General features: G+C 45.8%; 28 protein-coding genes and 1 riboswitch. Of the genes, 17 read left to right on the plus strand and 11 right to left on the minus strand.

Features of this window, described 5'->3' with window-relative positions; all coding sequences use genetic code 11:
* Positions 1–40: 40 nt before the first annotated feature.
* The 4 genes from queF to queC all read right to left on the minus strand — a co-directional run bounded on the left by queF (position 41) and on the right by queC (position 3,034).
* A complete protein-coding gene (gene queF / locus AR543_RS08040) occupies positions 41–538 on the minus strand; it encodes a preQ(1) synthase (RefSeq protein ID WP_060533372.1) in 498 nt (165 codons plus the stop codon).
* 353 nt (positions 539–891) lie between these two features.
* Positions 892–1,752, minus strand: coding sequence for a 7-carboxy-7-deazaguanine synthase QueE (gene queE / locus AR543_RS08045; RefSeq protein WP_060536693.1), 861 nt, complete (start codon positions 1,750–1,752; stop codon positions 892–894).
* Positions 1,753–1,817: 65 nt separating this feature from the next.
* The gene (queD, locus tag AR543_RS08050; RefSeq protein WP_060536692.1) at positions 1,818–2,306 is read right to left on the minus strand and encodes a 6-carboxytetrahydropterin synthase QueD; all 489 of its coding nucleotides are present in this window, start codon (positions 2,304–2,306) and stop codon (positions 1,818–1,820) included.
* Positions 2,306–3,034, minus strand: a complete 729-nt coding sequence (gene queC, locus AR543_RS08055) for a 7-cyano-7-deazaguanine synthase QueC (protein WP_060533374.1) — start codon at positions 3,032–3,034, stop codon at positions 2,306–2,308. The genes queD and queC overlap by 1 nt, the downstream gene beginning before the upstream one ends.
* Before the next feature lie 401 nt (positions 3,035–3,435).
* Positions 3,436–3,479: riboswitch (PreQ1 riboswitch) on the minus strand.
* A gap of 290 nt (positions 3,480–3,769) precedes the next feature.
* Here queC and AR543_RS08060 point away from each other — a divergent pair.
* Complete coding sequence (locus AR543_RS08060; RefSeq protein ID WP_060533376.1) at positions 3,770–4,288, plus strand: barstar family protein; 519 nt, start codon at positions 3,770–3,772, stop codon at positions 4,286–4,288.
* A gap of 167 nt (positions 4,289–4,455) precedes the next feature.
* Here the strand turns inward: AR543_RS08060 and AR543_RS08065 are convergent, their stop codons facing one another.
* Positions 4,456–5,226, minus strand: coding sequence for a DUF4253 domain-containing protein (locus AR543_RS08065; protein WP_060533378.1), 771 nt, complete (start codon positions 5,224–5,226; stop codon positions 4,456–4,458).
* Positions 5,227–5,408: 182 nt separating this feature from the next.
* Entirely contained in the window at positions 5,409–6,158 is a 750-nt protein-coding gene (gene gpmA / locus AR543_RS08070; protein WP_060533380.1) for a 2,3-diphosphoglycerate-dependent phosphoglycerate mutase, read from the minus strand.
* Between the two features lie 367 nt (positions 6,159–6,525).
* Here gpmA and AR543_RS08075 point away from each other — a divergent pair, with 367 nt between their 5' ends.
* The 8 genes from AR543_RS08075 to budA all read left to right on the plus strand — a co-directional run bounded on the left by AR543_RS08075 (position 6,526) and on the right by budA (position 13,293).
* Positions 6,526–6,798 carry a hypothetical protein gene (locus tag AR543_RS08075; RefSeq protein ID WP_060533382.1) on the plus strand — a complete coding sequence of 91 codons (273 nt, stop codon included), beginning with the start codon at positions 6,526–6,528 and terminating at the stop codon, positions 6,796–6,798.
* A gap of 231 nt (positions 6,799–7,029) precedes the next feature.
* Positions 7,030–7,287 (plus strand): hypothetical protein, encoded by a 258-nt coding sequence (locus AR543_RS08080; protein ID WP_060533384.1) that lies wholly within the window; start codon positions 7,030–7,032, stop codon positions 7,285–7,287.
* A gap of 44 nt (positions 7,288–7,331) precedes the next feature.
* Positions 7,332–8,153 (plus strand): imm11 family protein, encoded by an 822-nt coding sequence (locus AR543_RS08085; RefSeq protein ID WP_060533386.1) that lies wholly within the window; start codon positions 7,332–7,334, stop codon positions 8,151–8,153.
* Positions 8,154–8,216: 63 nt separating this feature from the next.
* Complete coding sequence (locus AR543_RS08090; RefSeq protein WP_082472327.1) at positions 8,217–8,474, plus strand: hypothetical protein; 258 nt, start codon at positions 8,217–8,219, stop codon at positions 8,472–8,474.
* A 231-nt stretch (positions 8,475–8,705) separates the two neighbouring features.
* Positions 8,706–9,035, plus strand: coding sequence for a hypothetical protein (locus AR543_RS08095; protein WP_060533387.1), 330 nt, complete (start codon positions 8,706–8,708; stop codon positions 9,033–9,035).
* A 665-nt stretch (positions 9,036–9,700) separates the two neighbouring features.
* A complete protein-coding gene (locus tag AR543_RS08100) occupies positions 9,701–10,291 on the plus strand; it encodes a hypothetical protein (protein ID WP_060533388.1) in 591 nt (196 codons plus the stop codon).
* A 530-nt stretch (positions 10,292–10,821) separates the two neighbouring features.
* Positions 10,822–12,498, plus strand: a complete 1,677-nt coding sequence (gene alsS, locus AR543_RS08105; RefSeq protein ID WP_060536694.1) for an acetolactate synthase AlsS — start codon at positions 10,822–10,824, stop codon at positions 12,496–12,498.
* 75 nt (positions 12,499–12,573) lie between these two features.
* Positions 12,574–13,293: an acetolactate decarboxylase gene (gene budA, locus AR543_RS08110; RefSeq protein ID WP_060533389.1), complete on the plus strand. Its 720-nt coding sequence runs from the start codon at positions 12,574–12,576 to the stop codon at positions 13,291–13,293.
* A 233-nt stretch (positions 13,294–13,526) separates the two neighbouring features.
* Here budA and AR543_RS08115 read toward each other — a convergent pair whose 3' ends face one another.
* Complete coding sequence (locus AR543_RS08115; protein ID WP_060536695.1) at positions 13,527–14,228, minus strand: AIM24 family protein; 702 nt, start codon at positions 14,226–14,228, stop codon at positions 13,527–13,529.
* A 62-nt stretch (positions 14,229–14,290) separates the two neighbouring features.
* The gene (locus AR543_RS08120; RefSeq protein ID WP_060533391.1) at positions 14,291–14,704 is read right to left on the minus strand and encodes an MreC domain-containing protein; all 414 of its coding nucleotides are present in this window, start codon (positions 14,702–14,704) and stop codon (positions 14,291–14,293) included.
* 425 nt (positions 14,705–15,129) lie between these two features.
* Here AR543_RS08120 and AR543_RS24510 point away from each other — a divergent pair, with 425 nt between their 5' ends.
* On the plus strand, positions 15,130–15,294 hold the full coding sequence (locus AR543_RS24510) for a hypothetical protein (RefSeq protein ID WP_169725594.1): 165 nt from the start codon (positions 15,130–15,132) through the stop codon (positions 15,292–15,294).
* Between the two features lie 282 nt (positions 15,295–15,576).
* Positions 15,577–16,416: an EcsC family protein gene (locus tag AR543_RS08125; protein ID WP_060533393.1), complete on the plus strand. Its 840-nt coding sequence runs from the start codon at positions 15,577–15,579 to the stop codon at positions 16,414–16,416.
* Between the two features lie 148 nt (positions 16,417–16,564).
* Here AR543_RS08125 and AR543_RS08130 read toward each other — a convergent pair whose 3' ends face one another.
* Complete coding sequence (locus tag AR543_RS08130) at positions 16,565–17,074, minus strand: hypothetical protein (RefSeq protein WP_060533395.1); 510 nt, start codon at positions 17,072–17,074, stop codon at positions 16,565–16,567.
* A 254-nt stretch (positions 17,075–17,328) separates the two neighbouring features.
* Here AR543_RS08130 and AR543_RS08135 point away from each other — a divergent pair, with 254 nt between their 5' ends.
* Positions 17,329–18,042 (plus strand): metal-dependent hydrolase, encoded by a 714-nt coding sequence (locus AR543_RS08135; protein ID WP_060533397.1) that lies wholly within the window; start codon positions 17,329–17,331, stop codon positions 18,040–18,042.
* A 287-nt stretch (positions 18,043–18,329) separates the two neighbouring features.
* On the opposite strand, the gene AR543_RS08140 is transcribed toward AR543_RS08135, so the two are convergent.
* Both AR543_RS08140 and AR543_RS08145 read right to left on the minus strand, forming a co-directional pair.
* Complete coding sequence (locus AR543_RS08140; RefSeq protein WP_017812817.1) at positions 18,330–18,743, minus strand: ImmA/IrrE family metallo-endopeptidase; 414 nt, start codon at positions 18,741–18,743, stop codon at positions 18,330–18,332.
* A gap of 112 nt (positions 18,744–18,855) precedes the next feature.
* Positions 18,856–19,296: a helix-turn-helix domain-containing protein gene (locus tag AR543_RS08145; RefSeq protein ID WP_060533399.1), complete on the minus strand. Its 441-nt coding sequence runs from the start codon at positions 19,294–19,296 to the stop codon at positions 18,856–18,858.
* Positions 19,297–19,771: 475 nt separating this feature from the next.
* On the opposite strand from AR543_RS08145, the gene AR543_RS08150 reads away from it, so the two are divergent.
* The 5 genes from AR543_RS08150 to AR543_RS08170 all read left to right on the plus strand — a co-directional run bounded on the left by AR543_RS08150 (position 19,772) and on the right by AR543_RS08170 (position 24,197).
* The gene (locus AR543_RS08150; RefSeq protein ID WP_060533401.1) at positions 19,772–20,278 is read left to right on the plus strand and encodes an ArpU family phage packaging/lysis transcriptional regulator; all 507 of its coding nucleotides are present in this window, start codon (positions 19,772–19,774) and stop codon (positions 20,276–20,278) included.
* Positions 20,279–20,591: 313 nt separating this feature from the next.
* Positions 20,592–21,065, plus strand: coding sequence for a hypothetical protein (locus AR543_RS08155; RefSeq protein WP_060533403.1), 474 nt, complete (start codon positions 20,592–20,594; stop codon positions 21,063–21,065).
* A gap of 409 nt (positions 21,066–21,474) precedes the next feature.
* Complete coding sequence (locus AR543_RS08160; protein WP_060533405.1) at positions 21,475–22,425, plus strand: hypothetical protein; 951 nt, start codon at positions 21,475–21,477, stop codon at positions 22,423–22,425.
* Between the two features lie 73 nt (positions 22,426–22,498).
* Entirely contained in the window at positions 22,499–22,738 is a 240-nt protein-coding gene (locus AR543_RS08165) for a YqzN/YkzM domain-containing protein (protein ID WP_227871860.1), read from the plus strand.
* A gap of 1 nt (position 22,739) precedes the next feature.
* A complete protein-coding gene (locus tag AR543_RS08170) occupies positions 22,740–24,197 on the plus strand; it encodes a phage tail sheath subtilisin-like domain-containing protein (protein WP_060533407.1) in 1,458 nt (485 codons plus the stop codon).
* Positions 24,198–24,295: the final 98 nt, after the last annotated feature.

Raw genomic sequence — 24,295 nt, forward strand, 5'->3', positions numbered from 1 at the left:
TATAGCGATTATGCATACAGGGATTTATATGCTGCAACAATCAGCGGTTATCAATAGTCTCCGGATACATATCATGGTTCATCATGCGATGCTCGGCCATTTGCTCATACTTGGTACCCGGTTTGCCGTAGTTGGTGTATGGATCGATCGAGATGCCGCCGCGCGGGGTAAATTTGCCCCAGACTTCGATATAACGAGGATCCATCAGTTTCACGAGATCGTTGAGGATAATATTCATGCAGTCCTCATGAAAATCACCGTGATTACGGAAGCTGAATAGATACAGCTTGAGCGATTTACTTTCTACCATTTTTACATCAGGGATATAGCTGATATAAATGGTCGCAAAATCCGGCTGTCCGGTAATCGGGCACAGGCTGGTGAATTCCGGGCAGTTGAATTTGACAAAGTAGTCACGGTACGTGTGCTTGTTATCAAAGCTCTCCAGGATACTTGGATCGTACTCAAATGTATATTTGGTACCTTGGTTGCCAAGCAGGGTGAGGTCTTGCATTTCGTCTTGTTGTCTTCCTGACATATGGGAATCTCCTTTTAATTACAAATTTGAAAATAGAGCCGGTTGAATGGGCAAGGCGCTTCGGAAATGAATAGCTCTTGCGGTCGCTGGTAAGCCCGAATATTTTGAAATAAGGATTACAATGGTAAATATCCGGGCTTAAAGGCGACCTTTCGAGCTATTCATTCCCTCCGCTGGCGCATGGAATTCATCAGGTTCATTATCATAAGAACCGAAATCATTAAAAAGATATTCAAGCCTGCGGCTGGCATATGGGTAATAGAGTGGCAGTCAACTCACTCGTCTTTTATATGACATATTGCTGTCCAACCTAGAATACCGGTACATTGCTGAAATCAAACGACAGCTTTCTTTTACACGCCGCGTTTGTTGCCCCATACGAGAGTATGCAGTTGTGGCAGGATGCGGGCATCGTTAAAGGCTGGCATATCCATAGCCTGGTCGATCAGCCATTCGTAGCGGTGCAGCAGGGAAGAGGCAATATTGTCGTCGGCACTGGTAACGTCGGGGTTACCGGTCTGCATGTAGAACGGTACATTCGGGTAGCGCTTGTGTACCTGTTCGGCGTACTTCAGATCGGCTTCGTCGAAAATAACGACTTTGAGGCTGATCGATTGGTCGACGGGGGCCTGTTCGTCCGAGTCGGCATAGATGATATCCTGCATCATCTGATTGATCTGGTTCTGGCGCAGCTTGCGGATAATGCTATCCAGGATCTCGAAATTAGTCTCCATCCCCGAGCTTGGCGGCTTGGGCGAGATGGTCACATCGTTGATATCCAGCAGCCAATCCTGCCAACGGGAACCCTGTGTCTCGACAGCGGTACGAATACCATCCTGGCGAAGCAGCTGGACCAGTTCACCAATCGAGACCAGCAGTGCCGGATTGCCACCGGAAATAGTGACATGGTTAAAACGGTCGCCACCGATAGCTTTGAGCTCATCGTATACATCCTGGGCACTCAGCTTGCGAATCTGGTCTTTGGCACTGCCGTCCCAGGTGAAGGCGGAGTCACACCAGCTGCAGCGATAATCGCAGCCTGCCGTGCGCACGAACATCGTTTTTTGTCCGATAACCATGCCTTCGCCCTGAACAGTCGGTCCGAAAATCTCCAGTACCGGGATCGTAGCTGTAGGACGGCTTGCCGTACCAACAGATTCATTTCCACGACTGGCTTGCTCATTTTCGCGGCCTGTCTGATCATTTTCATTCATTGATGCTTTATTACTGTTTACTTGGTCGACCATCATATCGCTGGGTTTGTCGGTGAGGATGCGGCTCATGATTCCATCCACTCCCGTCTGGCTTCGGCATAGCTGGTCGGTGTCTCGTATAATTGAACGAACTCGGTCCGTCCGCCCTGTACCTGATCGCAGTAAGGTTCGCTTTGCAGCGCCTGTTCCATTTGTTCGTACAGCCAGACTACCATATTCTCGGCAGTGGTATTCATTGGCGGCAGGGTTTCGTTCAGATAACGGTGATCCAGATAAGGCTCGATGCGTTCTTTCCAGATGTTCTTGATATCGCCAAAGTCCACCACGATACCATTCATGGAAGGAATGCCGCTAATGCCAAAAATTACTCGATACGTATGTCCGTGCAGATTCATGCATTTGCCTTCGTAGGCATGCAGATGATGGGCTGCATCGAATGTGAATTCCTTGTTTACCAGCACCCGTTTGCGATGATAACGGAGCTGTTCATGCTGGATATCGGTGCCATACTGCTGCAGCTTCTCGACAATACGAAACGGTCCGGGTTGATTCATCATTGTTGACCACCCCGTGCAGCAGAAGTGTCGGATTCATCCAGCTCAATCATAATACGGCGGGCTGCCGGTGCAGCATTGCGCTCCTGTACATATTTGTCCAGTCCGGCTTTGCGCAGTTTGCACGCCGGGCATTCTCCGCAGCCATCACCGATGATGCCGTTGTAGCAGGTGAGCGTATTCTCGCGAATATATTGGAAAGCGCCCAGATCGTCTGCCATTTTCCATGTCTCGGACTTGTCCAGCCACATCAGCGGCGTATGAATCACAAAGTCATAATCCATTGACAGATTGAGCGTCACATTCAGGGATTTGACGAAAATATCACGGCAATCCGGATAGCCGCTAAAATCGGTCTCGCATACGCCGGTAATCAGATGACGTGCGCCTTTTTGCTTGGCTAGGATCGCAGCGAAGCTCAGGAACAGCAGATTGCGTCCGTCGACGAATGTGCTCGGGAGCTCTCCTTCTTCCTGGGTGATTTCGATATCCGAACGGGTCAGTGCATTGGGAGCGAGCTGGTTCAGCAGGCTCATATCCAGAATCGTCTGCTGGACTCCCAATTCTTCGGCGATTTGCTTGGCTACTTCGATCTCGGCGCTATGACGTTGTCCGTAGTTAAAAGTAACAACCTCGACTTCGGCAAACGTCTGTTTTGCCCAGAACAGGCAGGTCGTGCTATCCTGGCCGCCGCTGAATACGACAACCGCTTTTTCATTTTTAAGCATAAAAAAATCTCTCCATTTCCATCAGGGGATATCAGAAAATACAGCCTGGTTATGAATAGTATCGCTGCATAGGAAGACGATTCGGCAATAGCCGGTCATCCACAGGCAGGATACACATCCTATCCGAACGTGGTTTCTGTTGTCCTTTGGGAAGAAGAGAGTTCCATGAACTTGATCTATAGTGGCATTCTGCAGCATCATGTTGTGAAATAAAAAATACTCATCATTAATGAGTCGGATGTATACAAAATGCTCAAGCAAAAACAAACCTGCGATTGCGGATTTTTGAAATCAAGGATACAAAAGATGAGGAGACGGATAGCGATTCGAGACGGAACGTCTTTAGACCACTTTATCATCATTCATAACTATCATATCGATTCAAAAATATCTGCAATGAGGCGGTTTTAGTTTTTTATAGAGGGAGTTCGCGAACCTCTCCCGCGTCGTACTGCACAGAACTTCCATGTATACCGATGATATAAATAGTAGTTCCAATCAGGCCAACTACGGACTTTCTTCTGTTCAGGATGCGGCTGTAAAAACCGCTTCATCAGTATAGCACATTCAATCGGGATTGGTAGGGTAAATTATGCCAATGAATAAGCAATAAGAAGGCTGAATTAAGCAGCTGTATAACGTGTATATCGGTAGAAAAATGTACATAGTATGTACCTAAAGGATACGGATAAAAGAATTAAAATAAAAAAACAGTAACAAACAGGGAGTGGATACATGTTAACCGATGATGGGTGTATAAGTTTAGAAAAACCTTATTTCTATGTAAAGTATCCGGACAAAATGGAGTTTAGCGAACCATGGATACAGAATAGTAATAATAGCCCAAATGTGAAAATAACTTTTCTGGATGGAGATCATTGCACAACGGTTGAAGGACTATTCAAAGAATTCAACGAAAAGTTCGACTTCCCATCTTATTTCGGCTGGAATTGGAATGCTTTGGACGAATGTCTCAGCGATCTGGATTGGCTGGATGCGCATGGACATATCGCTTGTATTCGCAATGCCGAAAAACTGCTTGGCTTATATGATAGCGACTTACTTATTATTTTGGATATTCTAAAAATGAATGTTCTGGAATGGAATAAAGGAAGATCATACTTTTCTCCTGAAAAACCACCCATGCCTTTTAATGTAATTTTTTATTGTTCCAAAGAACATCAGGAAGAATTCATAAAGAAGCTGCAAAAAGCAAATATACATGCGGACGTGCCTTTACAATCGAGATCATAATACAGAGCCGATTATACAAAGAAAATAAATATACACACCCTGCAGAACAACGAGTAATGAAGCATTATAAGTGTATACTAACTCTTGCAAAAATAAGGGCAACACGAAAAAAAGCGACTATTCACACGATAATTATCGTGCGCAGTCGCTGCTCGATTTAATAGAAATCAATCCCACCAGAAATACCAGATATCCTGCTGCTTCAGGTAACCTGCATAGCTGCCAATCGTCTCAAAGTCTTCCAGTACATAGTTGCAGAACAGCATATGCTGCTTGGCCAGCTTCAGTGCCTGCTCGTCCGTCTGGGGACGACGCTGTGCGCGCAATATCCAGGTGCTGTCATTTACTGCAATAGGGATCGCCCCATACTGCTGCTGCCATTCCCGGAATACAGCGGACTGCAGCGTGGGCAGCGGGCATTCATTGAATCCACCCATGGGAATGATCAGCGGTGCATGATATTCCTGTCCCTGCGGCAGCGTCAGCCAGATAGCGCCGTCCTCAGCACGATCCGATGTCCAGGCTGCATCCGGTACAGGAAGTATTTTGTCTCCAGCGATGATCTGTTCTTTGAAATAATCGAGAGCTTCGTCCACTTCTGCCAAATGGCGGTATGCGGCGAATAGTTCATCTGTCGATAACTTCTCCAGCGGCTCATACTTCTCGGGCAGTTCGCTCGATTCCCAGAGCCATGTCATCGCCCGGCGCAGCGCTTCGGTCAATGGAAGAGTGTCTGCTTCGGCGGCATTTTGCTCCACATAATCAGCGAGAGAGGCGTTTTCACCAATCGCATCTTCTATCAATTCTTCGATATTGTCATTGGGCAGGACAAGCAGGCGATGCTGTCCGGTGTGGCTGGCATCCGGATAAGTCACATCTTCCGGCTCGATTGCTTCTGTTTCGTAATCTTTCAGCCATTCAAGCATTTGTTCACTCATAATGGAGATCCTTTCTATATTTGTGATAGGGGGTTCAATCAGGGTCAGGCTTGATTATGTAACTGCGGATGAAGCAGCAGCGGAGATAGATAATCCAGAAATACTGCAAGTATCTCTGAATAGAGGCTGCTCTTCATCACTATATCATTGTGCCTATATTATACGATATTCCTAATCTATACTTACTCGGTGACATTGCCCTGATTGGCAACCTCGGCGGATTTACGTTCGATATGTTCGGGTTCGCCCAGGTAGAAACGCCGGATCGGCCGTACCTGATCATCCAGTTCATATACAAGCGGGATACCAGTAGGAATATTTAGCTCGGTTAACGACTTCTCGTCAATATCTTCCATATATTTGATTAATGCGCGCAGCGTGTTGCCGTGAGCAGAAATAAGAATACGCTCTTTTTTGCGGATCAGCGGTACGATCCGGTGATGCCAGAAATCGCCAACCCGATATACGGTATCCTGCAGACTTTCGCCAAGTGGAAGGTCCTGTGGATTAATATTTTTGTAGCGTTCTTCGAACTGTGGATTGCGCGGATCGTCGGTTTGGAGCAAGGGTGGTTTTACCGTCAGACTGCGCCGCCACAGATGCAGCTGTTCTTCCCCGTATTTCTCGGCAGTCTCGGTTTTGCTGAGGCCCTGGAGAGCGCCATAGTGCCGTTCATTCAGTTTCCAGGCTTTTTGCTCGGGAATCCAGAGAAGATCCAGTTCATCCAGAATATAATGCATGGTCTGAATAGAGCGTTTCAAGACAGAGGAGAAGGCCATATCAAATGTATATCCCGCTTCGCGAATCAGATGCCCGGCTTCACGCGCTTCGTGAATACCTCTCTCGGTCAAAGACACATCGGTCCAGCCGGTAAACAGGTTTCTGCGATTATACTCACTTTCTCCATGGCGAACAAGAATAACGTGATACATGAAGTATTGCCCCTTTCAGCGGATGAGAATAAGTAATGGGATGGGAATAATTGTAGTCATATTGGAAATGCCAAAGTGAGCAAATAGTGGCTGGAGAGACACTATGTAATTCAGGGTTGTAGTGGTTTTTATGTGCTTGCTCTCTATTTGATTTTAACCAATACAGCTTATATAAAATCAATTTACGAATACACAAACTTCTGGAAATATGGTATTAACGCATATCATCTGAATTGTTCTTGTAAATACGTTGTTAGTAAAAATGTAATTTGAACATTAGATTTATAGGGGGACGAAAAGATAGAGCATGCGAAATGAAAAGGTAGGAGTCAGTGATTTTAATCAAATATTTAAGGAGGTTTTGTAGATGAGTACGGATAAATACGAGACATTTAAATATTTTCTGGATTGTTATATTGTAACAACAGAGAGTTATATAGATGTACTAGAAACAGTACAAGAATTCCAAAAGTCTGAAAGAGAGAAGATTACATACGATCTTATATGTGAATTAGTAGAAATGAAGAGCAAAAACAAATGGGAAGAAATCCAAGCCATTATAGTTGAACATTCGTTTAGAAGATATAATCCCGAAAAAACCAAGTTATTGATAGAGGATATGTTGAGAATATTAAATTAACTGTAATAGACACTATTTGATATAAACACTGTTTTCATTCAGTAGCAATTCATAGGAATGAAATGATAAAGGCGGCGCGTAATGTTTGCTCAAGGTGAATTAGAGGAACTGGAAGATAAGAAAGATTCTTTTGGAAATGGGGCAGTCGCTATAAATGAAGTTACAATAGATTACTTTCATATTTTATCAAATAATTATAGGTACTTTTTTTAGAAGGGAAGCTGAAAGATTATGAATAATAATTGCCTGGTATGTGGGTACGATCAACTAGAAGAACCTCAATATGTAAAAGAAGTACCAAGCTATGAAATTTGTCCTTTTTGTGGTTTCGAAGCCGGATTTGATGATGATGCTGCAAGTTATCCGCTGACTATACCGGAATATAGAGCCAAATGGTTAAAGAATAGTACGTCATGGTTTGCACCTACTGATAAGCCGGAAAATTGGGCTTTAAAAGAACAATTAAAAAATATAAACTTCGAAGTGTAATTAATATCAATACGTTATCAAGAGATACAGAGAAAAGAGGACATATGAAAATTTGGAGCGTTATGCTTTCAAGTGAAGCATTAAGGATTGACGAATTAGAAGATGCTAATAGAATAGAAGAACTAATAAATGAACTATGTATAGGCGAGAAAGTTAATGATTGGTCAGGCATAAAATTAAAAACATATTCAGAAGGCCTATACTCTGATTTTGCAAATTTCTTCCATGGGCTACCTTTATTTAGTCAAAAAGCACTAAAAGTATTTCAGCCGCTAATCGGAGATGAGATTGAATTTCTATCTGTGACACATCCTGATCATAACTTTTTTATATGTAATATCCTCAACATAGATGATTATATTGATCATAGTTTAGCTATACCAAAAAGAATTGAAATTTTAAAATTAATTCGAACATATGATCATTACGTTTTTAAAGATGCACTTTTAATGCATTCTGTCAGAAGACATATTTTCCGAATACCCGAGCTAAGACGTAATATTTTTGTTTCTGATGAATTTGTACAAACATACCTGGAAAATGACTTGAATGGTTTGGTTTTTGAACTGGTTTATGATTCTGAGTCAAGAAATGCTAATGATGACAAACAAATTCTTGCTTATCAGAATTATATTGCCGAGAAAATTGAAGTTGGTGAATCCTATACCTGGGATCAGGCAATGAAGCTGATCAAACAAGGAGCAGCTTTTGCAAGTCAGCACTGGAAAATCCAGCAGACTTCAGACGGAGACTTTATGATAGGACAGTTAACACGGGGATTCGATTATCAATTTTTTGTTCCTACCGTCATATTAAAAGAATTATATGAATTAGATTGGTATAAGACTACTAAATCAGACATTTAACATTACTAACATCTATTTTTGTAGTATACTGTCTAGTCCATAATTGAAGAGAGAGTGAGAATCATAAATAATATTTGCCTGGTATGTGGGTATGATCAACTAGAAGAACCTCAATATGTAGAAGAAGTACCAAGCTATGAAATTTGTTCTTGTTGCGGTTTCGAAGCTGGATTTGATGATGATGCTGCAAGTTACCCGCAGACTATACCGGAATATAGAGCTAGTTGGTTAAAGCATGATGCGCCGTGGTTTATGCTCAAAGAGAAACCAGCAAATTGGGACTTAAAAGAACAATTAAAAAATATAAATTTTGAGTTGTAATCTGTTGAGACCTTCCACTATAAAAAAATCTTCAAACTTCATCGGAGGGCATTTCCCTACTGCTTTCTGAAGTGAATGATGACCAAACTCTCTATATCAATTGGCAAGCACTCGTATTCATGTTATTTTAAAGCAGAAAGCGATCTACTCTCTGCACATTAACAGACAGTACCCGAAAAAGATCGCCCCACTACTCGCTTATATCAAACTAACCATAAAGGAGATTCATCTATGAATATTACGATTCGCCGTGCTCAGCTGGCAAAGCTGGAAGAACCAGAAAAAGGCTTTGTCGGTAAAGTCGAACTGGAAGTCGAAGGACATGCCGAACCTTACGAACTCACTCTGTTCTCCAAACGAGGTACTGACTGGGATTACAGTCTGCACTTCCTGAACGAATCCGGTAAAGAAGAGGAGATCGAAGCCCTGGAGACTGTTATCGAGGAAAATGATGATGAATTCGATCGTATCATTGATGCAGCATGGGATACTTGTGCTGCTGAAGATGTACCTCCGCACATCCAGCGTGAACGCGAAGAAGCCGGCTCTTCCAACGATTAATTTAGAGAGCATTGGATGACCGGTATAATACAGATTTGACATTACCGCTCATTGAACCGGTATCGCTCTATCTTGCCTATAGCCATACACTGTATCAGATACAGCGTATGGCTATTTGTATTGCAGCGAATAATTCGCCTCGGAATAGTATTGTCATGAACAGGACTTTTCAAAATATGTAAGGCATAAAGTCATGCTCCTCACCATACCATAGACCTGTTCGTTTCGGAAAAAGTCGAAAATACTTAAAAACTTGATATCTAAGCAGTTTATTCAATAATTTCAGTCAAAATATAGGTAGAAGAACTTTTCGACCTTAAATATAATGGGTATTATAGACTAATAATTGCGTGAAAACGTATATCGATTATGACAAATATCTTCAAATTTTGAATAACGGAGCCTTTAGACTCAGGATTTTGGAGGCGTTATCCTGTTACACTAAAATATGCTCTGTGGTACGCCAAGTACCCGTATAACCTCTATTGGAAACATGACATCAAGCATACGGGCAGGAATGGCAGTTCCCCTGATGTAAATTATTACAGACCAATACAGATAAACATTATTTTATGAAATAGATGCGAAAGAATGGTTGAAACGCGACGAAAAAGGCCGTTAAACAATGCCAATCTGAAGAATGTACAACAGAGAGGAGATTAATAATGATCAGTTTTTTTCGCAATAAAACGATTCCGTTAGCAGATCAATGGAGCAAGCTGCAGGAAGCAGGCATTGTACTGAATGCAGATGTGGACATGAAGCAGGTGATTGCTGGCAATTCACTATCCTGGTATGAGGAACGGCCCTATACCAACCTGCTGATTTCCCTGGGAGAGCAGATCTGTACAGATGGCGAATGCATCTATCCTTCGGACCAGCTCTGGTATGTCGATCTTCAGGCGATCGAGAACACGGATCTGTACACCCAGCTGGCAGAGCGTATGGTAGCAATGACCGGTGATCAGCTGGATATGAGATTTATCCGCAGCTGCCTTGATCATGAAAAGGAGCAGGTTGTGTTCTCTTTCCTGCATCACGGCGAAAAAGTCGAATGGGATATCCGTTACTATCCAGAATGGGCAGACAAGACCTTTTTTGACCGACTTATCCAGCTGGATATGCGTCGCGGCGGAGAGCGGCAGTTTGTCTATATGGCACTCGGCCAGCATCTGCTGATTGGCTATATGGACCAAAAGCAGTATAAAATGCTGAACAAGCTGGTTGAACCCCGCTTTGAACTTTGGAAATCATAATAATATTTGGATTTCCCTTTTTGAATTTCCCTTATGTTGTTCCACAAGACTTATACGAATACAGACGAAACGCCCTGCTTTTGGTATCTGCCAAAAAGCAGGGCGTTTTTGTGCGATCGAGATTAAAAATAATATATGGAACATTATGGTAAAGTGCTGGTTTATACATATTTTTAAATTCTAAATATCAGAATATTGGCTTTAATCGGGCACAAAAAGGCAAAAACATGAATGAAAACGCTATATGTATAGGAATATAAGAAATTGATAGCTATTTCTGCATTATGGTCATTTTGTTATCGTTTTCAGTAGATATTTAAAATTTTAAGGGTTGATTTTACTTTTTATGGTAATAAAATAGATATGTACTCTTTTCCATATTTACATGTAATTACAGAAAAATAACATACGCATACCACAAAAAGGAGATGGACAGAGTGAGTACAACTACCCAAAAAGAGAGAGAGAATATGATGATCCCAACTGCACAATCTTCCGATGCACAGACTACAGATTCCTCCAGTAATGAAATGGCGGCTGCCGCTACAACAAAGGCAAAAACAGGAGCCGATATGGTCGTGGATACCCTGATTGCCCAGGACGTACAATATGTATTCGGTATTCCCGGCGCGAAAATCGACCCGGTATTCGATGTATTGCAGGATCGCGGTCCACAGCTGATCGTATGCCGGCATGAACAAAATGCTGCTTTTATGGCGGCAGCGATCGGCAGACTGACTGGCAAGCCCGGTGTATGTCTGGTAACATCCGGTCCTGGCGCTTCCAATCTGGTTACTGGTCTGGTAACTGCCAATGCCGAAAGTGATCCGGTTGTAGCTCTTGCCGGTGCCGTTCCGCGTACCGCAAGTCTGAAGCGGACCCACCAATCGATGGATAATGCCGGGCTGTTCCAGCCGGTAACCAAATATAGCGTCGAAGTCGGACATCCCGACAATGTCGCCGAAGCGATTACCAATGCTTTCCGTGAAGCTTCTGCTTCGCAGCCGGGTGCAGCTTTCGTGAGTCTGCCTACCGATGTGCTGCTGCAGGAAGCTCAGGAGTTCAATTTCTATAAATCACGTATGCCTCAACTGGGTACTGCACCTGCAGAGCTGATCGAATCGGTCGCCGAGCAGATCCGTCAGGCCAAGATGCCGGTACTGCTGCTCGGTATGAAAGCAAGCTCTCCGGCAGTAACCGCTGCGGTACGTGAGTTGATCTGCGATACAGACCTGCCGGTGGTAGAAACGTTCCAGGCAGCTGGCGCGATCTCCCGCGATCTGGAAGACCATTTCTACGGACGTGTCGGTCTGTTCAGCAACCAGCCAGGTGATATTCTGCTGCAGCAGTCGGATCTGGTATTGACGATCGGTTATGATCCGATTGAGTATGATCCCTATTTGTGGAATAAAGGAGAAAATCGTCTTGTGTTCCATCTGGACAATCGCAAAGCTGATATTGATCAGGATTATCAGCCTGCAGGCGAGCTGATCGGCGATATTGCGCTGAATGTGAATGCGTTGGCTCCATTAGTAAAAGGACTGCGTTTTTCCAGTGAAGCACGCAATGCAATGCGCCGTCAGCAAAACAAGCTCACCCAGGATGATATTGCGATTACTTCATCGGATTCGGTACGTGTTCATCCGCTGTACTTTATCCGTACCCTGCGCAAGCTGATCAGCGATCAGGTAACCGTTACCTGTGATGTCGGTTCCCACTATATCTGGATGGCCCGTTACTTCCGTTCTTACGAGCCGCGTCGTCTGCTGTTCAGTAACGGTATGCAGACACTGGGTGTAGCTTTGCCATGGGCGATAGCTGCCGCACTGGTAAATCCGCAGGAGAAAGTCGTATCCATTTCCGGTGATGGAGGCTTCCTGTTCTCCTCGATGGAACTGGAAACAGCAGTACGTCTGCAATCGCCACTCGTACACATCGTCTGGAATGACGGTACGTATGATATGGTAGCTTTCCAGCAGGAAATGAAATACGGCCGTACATCGGGTGTTCATTTTGGAGATGTAGATATTGTGAAATATGCGGAGAGCTTCGGCGCTGTCGGTCTGCGTGTACACCATCCGGGCGAACTGGAAGATGTACTGCGTCAGGCTATGGCCCAGCAAGGACCAGTAGTGGTTGATGTTCCTATCGATTACCGCGACAACATCAAGCTCGGTGCCAAGCTGCTGCCGGATGCCATGAACTGATCGGACGCTATTCTGTCTATTAATCGTATTGATCTATACATCTATGGAACGGACTTATAGAAGGAGAGAATGATCATGAAAAACCCAGCAGTATATCAGGCTTCAACAATGGTTGCACTATTGAGCGGACTGTATGACGGTGCAATCACATTCGGAGAACTCAAACAATACGGTGATTTTGGGATTGGTACTTTTCACCAGCTCGATGGAGAGATGATCGCCTTTGACGGTTCATTTTACCATCTGTATCCAAATGGTACAGCCAAACGGGTGCTGCTTGAAGAAAGTACTCCATTCTCGACCGTGACTTTTTTTGAAGCTCAGCAGACCCATGAGCTGAATCGCACGATGACCCGGGAAGAGCTGGAAAAGGTGCTGGATGGACTTATTTCCAGTCCAAATCTGTTCCATGCGATCCGGATCGAAGGTACTTTCCGTGAAGTGCATACCCGTACGGTACCTCATCAGGAGAAACCGTACAAACCATTCGTGGAAGTAACCAAGTCTCAGCCATCGTTCCACTTTACCAATGTCAAAGGTATTATCGCGGGCTTCTGGACACCTGCTTTTGCACAAGGGATTGGCGTTGCCGGCTATCATCTGCACTTTATTAATGATTCCCGTAATGGCGGCGGACATGTGCTTGATTTTGTCGTAGAGAATTGCAAAATCACCCTATGCAGCAGCGAGCAGTTCAATCTGCTGCTGCCAAATAGCGAGACGTATCTGCAGGCTGATCTGGCTGCGCCAAATCTGGAGCAGGATATTCTCACTGCAGAAGGTTCATCCCGCTAACTGTTAAAATAGAGAGCTCTAGCGGTAAATGCAAGATTAAATCCGGGGCATAAATGAACCATGGTCAAACAAAAAAACCTTCCTGATGCAATAACAGGAAGGTTTTTTTGTTTGTATCTGTAAGGGAAGATCAAGAAATATATAGACGAAAGGAGTATCCAAAGTTGTTAATGTGCATTTTACGTCTACAGGTTCTACTATTATATATTTCTCAATATTCCTGATCGTTTTTATTACTTGATAAAAATGCCACCGAACGGAATCACTTCACGCAGAATACGCCGGAACAGACTATCATCATTCAGATGCTGTTCCAATTCACCGTTATCATGACCGCTCTGGAGCAGAATCGAGCCGCTGCCGGTTATGGCCCACTGGTAATGCATATGCTGGCTGGCAAGATGGTTGCCGTAGACGCTCAGCTTCAGCGTCGCATTTTCCGGATAGGCGAGCAGGCTGCGCGCATCCACATAGATTGGTTCGGAGGGATGCAGTTTCATTTCCATTACAGTCCCTTGGGTGAGCAGCCCAATCGCTCCCTGACCGCCGAATTTGACTTTGACTACATCCCGGGTGATCAGTATATTTTTGAGCTTGAGCAGCCGTGTCTGCATGGTGATACCTTCTGTATAATAGAACAGGTGGCGAAAATCATACAGTAAATCGCTGCCTGGCTCGATCGTAATGGGAATCAGATTGAAGCCCGGCGGGAGCGAAGTGACAAACCGGCAGGGCCCGGTAAAGTCAGCACGGATCAGGTTACGCTTGCGGTACATGCCTTTGACATCCATAAGCCGGTCACTTCGTCCGCTGGAAGGACCTTCATAGGCGATGATCTGTCCGGGATGCAGCATATGGAGCTGCTCCTGATCGGCTAATGCGAGTGTGACAGCCTGTCCCGAGACAGTTGGATGAGTAGATTGCTGCCATTCCAGTTCCAAGAGAGCTCCTCCTTTGTTCGATCAAAATATGCAGCTCATCAAAAAGCCGCCGTAGCTTAACGGCGGCGCAGTCCAAAGCGGACGAGACGGGTAAAAATAAACCACAGCGCAACCAGTCCGATAGCCGAGAAAACGATCGTTTTCCAAAAACGGGCACTGGAGGCGCGTTCTGCTTCGGATTGCTGGAGCTGTTGTACGGTCTGAGCCAGCAGCCGATTTTGTTCTGCTAAGCGGGCATTTTCTTCGCGGTAAGCTTCCATACTCGTTTTAGCCTGATCGAGCTGGCTCATCGCATTGCTGTAACCCTGCTTGAGTTCATTGACTTCTTCGGGCAGACTGGTAAAGCTTTTGACTCCATTTTTATAGTCTTCCCACCAGCCGGCATGAGCAGAAGGCTGGGCGGCTGTCAGTCCGGACAGGACGATCGCCGCAATTAGGCCTGTCTGCAGGTAGCGGGATTTGAATTGCATATGAATTCCTCCTTACTATAGAGCAGGTACTGGCGTACATGTATTCTAATTGTATATTAACCAGAACGTTGAATATTGCTCGGGTGCTGATTCAGTAGTGTCTTACACGTTTACGTATGAAAGGGAAAGATGATGCATCTTTTTGTGCTGCTTGGCAGACTCGAAAAGGGTCTGAGTGAACAGGCATAGAGCAGCAGAGCAGGAGGAGTGTTTCTGATTCATAATAAGCAGACTAATGTTTAACAGGTTCCTGTACGGGGTAATAAATACATGTCCTGGTGGACCAGCGGCGCATTTTCACCTGCCATTCTAAAGTAACACAACCGATTGACCATGCTGTATAACGGATTACCGCCTTTTATCCATCGTGAATGGAATCTTTTATATATCACTATTTTTATTATAACATCCAAGGAGTGAACAACATGTACGAGACTAAATTTGATCCTAATTTCAAAAAAATCATGATTACGGTTAATGGAGAACCTGTAGGCGACGGATTGCTGATCGACCGCGTAACTTATGCGCCGGTACGCGACAATCGCGAGAATATACAGGATTCAAGCAGCGAAACTGCACAGATGATCTAACAGCCGATACGTGCTCTGCACGCGGCTGTTTATCCGGTGCGGGAATAGATTATCAACATAGCAGTACACCAACAGACGCGGGCAGATGCTCCGCGGCTTTTTCATTTTAATAGGGATTATGTCAATATAGTCACTCTGCGGTATTCGCTACATTTCCGATTCGAAGCGGCAAAGAATGCCGATAGGGAATTGTCATGAAATGCAGGGAATCGGGTATAATACATAATACACATACCGATACAGAAAAATACAGATACATACCAACAGTGAGGAGTCGATGGGATGCACACACAGGAGAGCCGTACAGAACTGGAACAGGAACTGCAGCAGATTGCCAAATGGGAGAAAGATCAGCGAGGAGGCTCGATCCTGGATAAAATCGGCCGGATTCCTTTTATGCTGCTGGATCGCATGACGCCCAAATTTATACGAGACAAGATAGGAACAGCGCTCAATGAACTGGGACGCTTTATACAGAATGGTGGTAAATATCTGATTTCTCCAAAAGGCATTATGCAGCGTTTGGCCAAGGCAAGCGGTCAGGAGGATGCTGAGCTGACTCCGCGTGAAGTGGCCCAGCTGCCGCTTAAAGTGATGGATGACGCAGCCATGGATATTTCCAGAAGCCGATCCAACCTGGCAGCACTCGAAGGTGCCGCATCCGGGGTAGGGGGTATCTTCACGATAGCAGCCGATATTCCGGCAATGATCGGGATCTCGCTCAAAGCACTGCAGGAAATCGCTCTCTGTTATGGTTATTATCCTTCCGATCCCAAGGAGCGTCTGTTTATTCTCAAATGTCTTCAATTCGCTTCATCGGATGTCGTCGGCAAAAAGGCGGTACTCGAAGAGCTGGCCGATTTTGAAAAAGGAGATACCGGCAAAGAAGTATTTTCCCAGCTTCAGGGCTGGCGTGAAGTAATCACGACCTACCGCGATAACTTTGGCTGGCGCAAGCTGTTTCAGGCGGTGCCTGTAGCCGGGATCATTTTCGGTTCCTTTGTAAACAAAAACTCTCTAGAAGCACTGACCGAAGTAGGCCGTACCCTGTATCGCAAACGCCGGATTATAGAGCGTCTGCAGCAGATGGAACAGGCAGAATCGGATGCAGCAGAAGCTTGATATATGCATAAAATGAACTGGACGAAATAAGCGGACACAACAAAGAAGACGGATACTGACATTCACATGTCGGATCCGTCTTCTTTGTTTTTATTTACACGAACATATGTGCTATAATAATTCAGTTCCATATCCTGCTGTATACGAGCTAATGAATATGCAGCTGCTGTATCTTCATATTCAAAATGGTATGGTCAGGATAATCAGCATGATTCTCGGCAAAAAGAGCCGTGATTTGCCGGTCGTTATGCTCATCCACCCATACTTTGCGCAGAGAGTTCTGATAATGCTGTTCGGCTACCGGTACATAATGATCTACTCTGCTGTTCAGTGATTGCACCGTATCGACAAAGGCCTGCCAGGATACTTCACGCTTGAACATCGGTGAGGTCTGTGCATAGACCAGCTCGTAATTGCCCTGGAGCAGTGCATCTGCCAGCTGTTCCGGTCTGATCGAATCACCGATTTCGGATGCAGGTGTGACTTTTACCGAGGTACGGTGCGGCTGAATAATCTGTACCGATTCTATAGACGCACTATAACCTTTGGCGTGTTCTGACGAATCAACGAGCCTGCCCGAATCGCTGCAGCCAGCAATCAGGCTGCCTGCCAACAGACTGCCGAGCAGAGCGGGGAGCCATTTGATGGATGTTCTCATAATCATTCTCCTTAGGAAGGAGCCAAACAGGGCTCTTGGAAATAATGGTTCTGCAATAAGCGATTTCTATCATTACCATACTATAATTCAGCGGCTTAAAGGGCCGGATATCCCAAAATTAACATCGGTCTGATAATAAAAACAGTACCTTTACAAAAGTATGATCAGACGGGATATCGACTGTGCCGCAGAAGATATTGTTATTCCCACAACAAGATAAACACACAAGCATAATGGAAAGGAAGAACACGCTTATGATGGGGAAATCCCACTTTATTATCAGCACCGGCCTGACCGTATCGCTTATGACGATGGCCGGTGTTCCTGTTACTTCGGCTGCTGTTGTAGCTGCTGCCGTCAGTTCTTTATTACCCGATATTGATGAGCCTAATTCAATTCTCGTATCCAAAACACTGTCAGAGCCGATCCTGCGTATTTTGCAGACGATTATGCTGGCTTCGGTCGTCTGGATTTTATGGAAAGGGTTGTTTGGGATGCCATGGGATATTGGCATAGCGGTAGCGATTGTATTTGTCGCCTTTTTGCCGACCAGGTCGCTGCGCAAAGTGGTCATGTTCCTGATCGGAGTAGGCATTATCATCTATGGACGAGAGATCGCGCCGTGGAATTATATGGGCGGCAGTCTGCTCATTATCTGTACATTCCTGCCGCATCGTGGACTGACGCATACCATTTACGGGACTGCAGCCTGGACAGCACTTCTATATGGGACGACTGCCCATCTGGGCTCCAGTATCTGGATAGCCGGTGGTACCTCCTATCTGCTGCATCTGCTGGCTGACTCGCTGACCAATCGCGGTGTACGGCTGCTGCCACCGCTCAAATGGAAACTTCGCTTTAATCTGATGAGCACAGGCACCAAAAAAGGATCGGCTGTCGAAAATGTCTGTATTATTCTGACACTGATTATTGCCGGTATTGTATTCCTGCCAAAATTGACAGGGTAACACTCCAAAAAAAACATAAAGCGGAAAAGTTACAAAGCTCTATATGGAATTAACCGGGTACACAGGGGATATAGTGAAAAAGGCTAAGTTCTTGCTAACAAGGTAGAGTAAAACAACAAGGCAGAACAAGACGAAAATACAGGTCAGAGAAAGCTCCATACACAAGCTCGGTTATACAGCAGTCTGTCTGCGCAACAAAAAGGAAGGACCTGATCAGGCCCTTCCTTTTTGGCGTGCAGCCATAGTGGATTCAGTCAACCAACTTCTTGTAACAAACGTATGTTCGGTCAAAGGTCAAAAAAATATAGCATCTCGCGAGGGATGCCGGTACGCATCGCAAAAGCTTCCAGCGTCTCGCCGGGACGCTGCTCCTGTCCGGCGGTCAGCAGGGTAATAGCAAAGGAATTGGCCTGCCTCTCCAGCTTGCCTGGCCAGAAATAGGAGTGCTCCTCCAGGAAAAAGCGGCTCAATCCCTTGTGCAGCCGATCATGACCCAATTCATGCGCACACACAAATCGCTGCCATTGATCGGATAAGCCCTGATTAATTACAATAAAGCGTCGTCTGAGTTTTTTGTAGTATAGTCCTTTGGTGGACTTGCCAAGATCCATGTAGCGAATATGTATGCCGAGCGCTTCAGCAATTTCAAAAGGGCAGTTTGTCTTATACTTGTGGACCAGATGAGCTGCAGTATCATCCATCGGTACAATCACCTCGTAAGCGTTTGGCGTTATGGGTGCAGCTGTATGTAATCTCCAACTGCCGGTAGGCTAACGACTGCATAATACAGTCGTCTGCATTGATGACGATCATTCAGGAACGGTTACGGCGGTCATCGGGAGCGACCGGGTTGCGTTTGTTCATTTGTTTGGCTTCCCAGAATAATCCGGTTAACACATCCTTGATCCGCTGCTTGTCTTCATCATCCAGCGGAACACCGTCAAACATCAATTCACCATCTTCCTCAAGCATTTTTTTGAAATCACGCTTATCCCGTGAATTGGCCCATTCGGGTGTCTGCTGATTTTCTTCCGGACGCAGGTATCCGGCACGGTCCATCATTTCCGCGTAAGGTACATTCAGCGCTCGGGCGATTTTCTCAATCGTCTGGGGCTTGGGTACACCGCGTTTGCCATTTTCTATGCGTGAGATTTGTGAGGTGCTGATGCCGGCAAGATCTGCCAGTTGGTTAATACTCCAGTTTTTCTGCTCACGTATTTGCTTCAAATAACTGCCAAATGAAGAATTATCCACCGACAAAACACCCTTTCTGTAGGCACTGTAAACACGAATCCAATTTAATGATACAAAATTAGATGCCAAAGCTTAATATATGTACTATACCCCAATATTGCCATTAGGTAAACAATGGAAAACCACTCTTTGCCAAAAGGCACATGACATTGAGTATAATGAAGATAATAACCGATTATGAGGCTCAAATGGCTTAAAATGGGAGTTTACGAGGAAGGGATAATCATGTTATCTTAGGAATACGGAATACGAACAAGATGCGAACAAATACAAATAAATGGTAATTAATGTGATTGATTACAAAAGTAAAAGGTTAAATATCCATTATCATTGCCAAAAGGCAAAGAAAGAAAATGCCAGATGGAAATAATTTTATACCGTCTATCAGGGATAAATTCCTGTTTTATCTCTATCATCATTCTGCTTGCTGCCGATTTTCTTTACCTAATATATTACATTCGAGGAGTGTTGTACAATGAATCCTATGATTTCCCTTCCTGAACTGGACCGTCGTCAGACCCGTACTGCTGTAGAAGCTGTTTTCGAAAAATACCGTATCTACAAAACGATTACATTCGAGATGAGAGAGACCTCGCTTACAGCTTCGTATGAAGCAAGAATGCACGGACCGACCAATGTAACCGGAGATCCGACTGCGGGCGCAGCTATCTATAATGTAGATACACCGGCAGCCCGCCGTGCTTACTGTGAACGGATAGAAGCAATTGTAGAGCGATTGGGCGAGCGCGAGCAGCTGCTTGTACGGGAACGCTATCTCAAGCATGATGATATTTTTGATTATAAAGTATACAGCTATTTGTTTGATCCACCGATCAGCAAAGACACCTACGTTAAAATCCGCGCTCGTGCTTTTTACAAAATGGCGCTCGCGCTGGCCGATACCGGCATGATCCGGTTGGACGAACTGATGCCGCAAAAGAAACGGGTCCGCCGGGCAGATGCCGCATGTACTACTTCCTGAACAGAATGAAATGAATGATTTACTATCTATTAATGAGGAAGCTGTCCGCCGAGCCGGGCAGCTTTTTTTTGCTTGCTGATTCGCTTGAGGGTTTCACAGGTAATTCATAAGGACAAGAGAGGATCGCATAACAAGCAGAAAACAACAGAAGATGATAATATATGGTATACACCGCCGTTTTTATGTTATTTTATGGTAAAATAGTAGGTGTTTATAATACTGCGGATTATCGCTATACATAGAATATCAGACAGCTATCCAGTCACTGCAGGCGATCATCCCATACAAGTTAATGGACAGGAGCTCTGATTTTGTGAAAAGGGAATTACACACCGATAGGGCATCTGCCGTTCCGGCAGCAGCCGACCGGTTTCGATTACAGCATGTATACAAAGCCTGGTTGTTCGACAGTACGGTCGTCTCGCTGCTGGTCAGCAGCCTGAGCTCGATCTATCTTAATTTTGCGTTGCAAAACTCTGTAGTTGTCTCGGAAATGGGACTGCGTTCACAGCTGATTGTATGGCTGCTGTTTCTGGTACCGCTGTTCGGCTATTCGCTGATCGTGCTGGCACCGCTGAACCGCTGGCTACGCTTGAATATTCGGCGTATGCCGCTGCAGTTTCTTCTATTTAATGGTATCGGCATTATCGTCAGCTGGGCGATTATGATGTGGATTCCATTACCGGGGTGGCTCAGTTCGCCGGTATTGTTATGGAGTATTCCGGTATTTTCCATGATTTCGTATTTATTCTCTACCGTTTTTCTAACCTCGTCGCCGATGGAGTAGCAGAGCGAGATAGAGGTTCAAAAGCATACCAAGTCTGCCTGCGGGCAGGCTTTTTTTGTGCAGATAGCGAGGGTCGTCTTTTTGCCGCTGTTCTGCCGCCGAACTCAGCCGATAACCGTCCTTTTTTCGTCCACAGCACCGTCTCCGTTAGGAGAAATCCGGTGTAAGATTGTATTATCGGAAATGAAGCAAAAGAGCACAACACACCGAAAGCACATACGCTAATGTACAGAACGGATCAACAGGATCGGTTCTTTTTTTATGCGGTACGTTGATGCTGTGCTTTGTTTCCGGCGACAATGATCTGATATGTCATCAAGCACCGATTGTTTACTGTCTGCTGCCGATGAACATTCAGATATACCCGCTCAGGGTGAAGATGAATTTTACGGAAAAGGAGGTGAATTCTATGCCCAAGATCAGGGCAACCCTCAAATCCAGACTGGCCGATATCATCCCGGAATGGAAAGGAAAGGTATTGGATCTTCCATTACCCGATACGGTTTTGACAGCACCATGTGTTGTTATTACATTTGCCGAAGAGATCCAGAAATCGTCCTGGGCTGGCTATCGACGAATTATCAAAATCTGGCCGTATGCTCAACTGGCTGGCGGCGGGATGGAGATCGTGGAGGGCTGGAGCGAGAAAGTCATTGCTCAGCTGCATAATCAGCGGTTGGAAGATGATCAAGGCCACGCCTTTACTTGTGTATATCTCGGTTCATCCGAGGGTGATCGTGTGGATCTGCTTAGTGGTCTGATGACCCGGCCTCTCCGGTTTGGTGTGTATGTACCGGAACAGGGTGAAGACCAAAAGGCCGCAACGAGCCAACTGACAACAGCCAGCCAGGAAATGAAAGCCTCAGCAGCGCAGACAGACGCAACCGACGGAGCGAATGTACTTGCAGCTGTGACAGCTACAGACCCGTGGCTGGAAGCGCTGAATCAGTGGACCCGTCAGCAGTTGGGAAGCAGCTGGAGCATTTACAATGATGCCTGGCCGAGTGGCTATCTGGCGCCTTCGATTCTATGGCGGTTAACCGGTGTGAGCACAGCAGCTTCAGGTACTTCGGCTTTTGATCTGCGCAAGCAATGGGTAGGTCATGTGTACGCAGCCAGTGAAAAGGAAAACAAACATATCGCTTCCGAACTGGTACAGCGTCTGAATGCCGAGGTTCGAATTCCGCTTAATCTGTTGGAACGGCGATATTTGACAGTGAGTGAAGCATCTGCGGATTTACAGGCGGATGCTTTTTTGAATGGTCAGATTCGTCTAACGCTGCTGCACCGGACACAGCGCAAGCTGCCCGATGCGCCGTTGATCCGGCAGGTGACCAACAAGCCGGTGCTGGATTACTAGGAATATGAAGATAGCGAGGGTGCAGACGGTTAGCAGGCAGTGAGGAAGTGATGAACAGGTGAGGTGGAACCCTATGGCAATTGCCAAAAAAATCGGTATCGGCCGTACACGCACGAACGCTTCTGCCGATCCGGAAAGTAGCCTTCCGCAAGCGCAATATGCGCAAGAAGAGCTGCTTCTGCACGCAGAGGAGTTATTTGGCGTCAAACCGGAAGTGCTGTACGGCGTATTCAATAGCCGTACAGAGCAAAGTTTTACGATTGAAGAAGTACACACACAAATCCAACAATTTATGAAAGCGAAGGTGGAGTAATATGGCAGGCGGAACTTGGGAAAGTACAAATCGACCGGTATTACCGGGTTTATATATGAATTTTCAGGCGGCAGCTGCATCGGCTGTTCAGCCGGGTAACCGTGGTACGGTAGTCGTTCTGGTTAAAGGCAATTGGGGTCCGGTAGGCGAGTTTGTAGAAATTGGCAGCGAGACAGCGATCTCGACCCATTTCTCGGCAGATAGCGAGAATGGCGCAACTGCTTACAACTCTCTATATCTGGCCCTGCTCGGCGGTCCGAAAAAGCTGCTGGCTTATCGTCTGGCAGACAATACAGCCAAAGCGGCCAGTGTAACCCTGTCGGCAGACGACAAAGCGGTACTGAAGCTGGATGCCAAATATACCGGTACACGCGGTAATGGGTTCACGGTCACTGTGCAGCCAAGTATTACAGACAATACACGCAAAGAGCTGCGCTTGTATGAAGGTACACGACTGCTGCGTACGTATACATCCGCAGATGGCACCGCCAAATCGTTTGCGGATCTGCTGAATGCCGATGAGAACAATCTGTATGTCTCTGCATCTGTTATCGGTGACGGCGGTATTCCGTCCGATGTGGCAGGTATTGCTTTGGCAGGTGGTGCCAGCGGTAATGCCGGACTGCTCAATGCCGACTATATCGCAGCACAGACTGCTCTGGAAGGCGAAGAATTTGATGTAGTCGCACTGGATTTTGCAGCAGATTCTGCACTACTTCAGAGCTTCTCCGCATGGGTCAAACGTGTCCGCGGCGAAGGCAAGCGCGTAACTATGGTGATCGGGGGATCTACAGCCGATGATGTTTCTTCCAAAGCTGCAGCAACAGCGGCTGCACGCTCGCTGGCTTTGAACTTTGAAGGTATTGTCAATGTGGGAACCGGCGTACGTATCGGCACGACAGACTACAGCTCTGCCCAGACAAGCGCTTATGTGGCGGGTCTGATCGCCGGTCAGCGTCTGAATGAATCGACGACGTATCATGTCGCTCCATTTGACGACGTGACCCGCCGCTGGACTCGCTCCGAACAAGAACAAGCTGTCAAAAATGGCGTGTTTATCTTCTTCTACGATGGTCGTCAGGTCAAAGCGCTGCGCGGAGTCAACAGCCTAGTGATTCCGGGCGCCGGCCAGAATAATGCCTGGAAAAAAATCCGCTCGATCCGCGTCATGGATGCGATCAACAGCGATCTGCAGCGTGCTGCGGAAGACTCTTATATCGGCAAAGTGAATAATACCGAAGAAGGCCGCTTGGCACTGATCGGCGCAATGAAGGAGTATCTCACCCTGCTGGCACAGAGCAGTGTAATCGAAGCTTCCGGCTTTGACGTTATTCTCGATCCGGCTTACTACGGCGAGTCACCGGTACTGCGTCCGGAAGCGGATCAGGTATTCCTGCAGTGGAATGTGAAGCTGACTGATGTAATGGAGCAGCTGTTTGGCACATTTTACGTACAATAATCTGTTGGTACAGCTGCATAATTGAATGTCAGGCTGCTTGCTGTTCGAGTAAGAGCCTGCCGCGCAGATGGAAGGTCAAAGGTTAAAACCCAAAAACT

Source organism: Paenibacillus bovis (genome assembly GCF_001421015.2).
GTDB classification, from domain to species: Bacteria; Bacillota; Bacilli; order Paenibacillales; family Paenibacillaceae; genus Saccharibacillus; species Saccharibacillus bovis.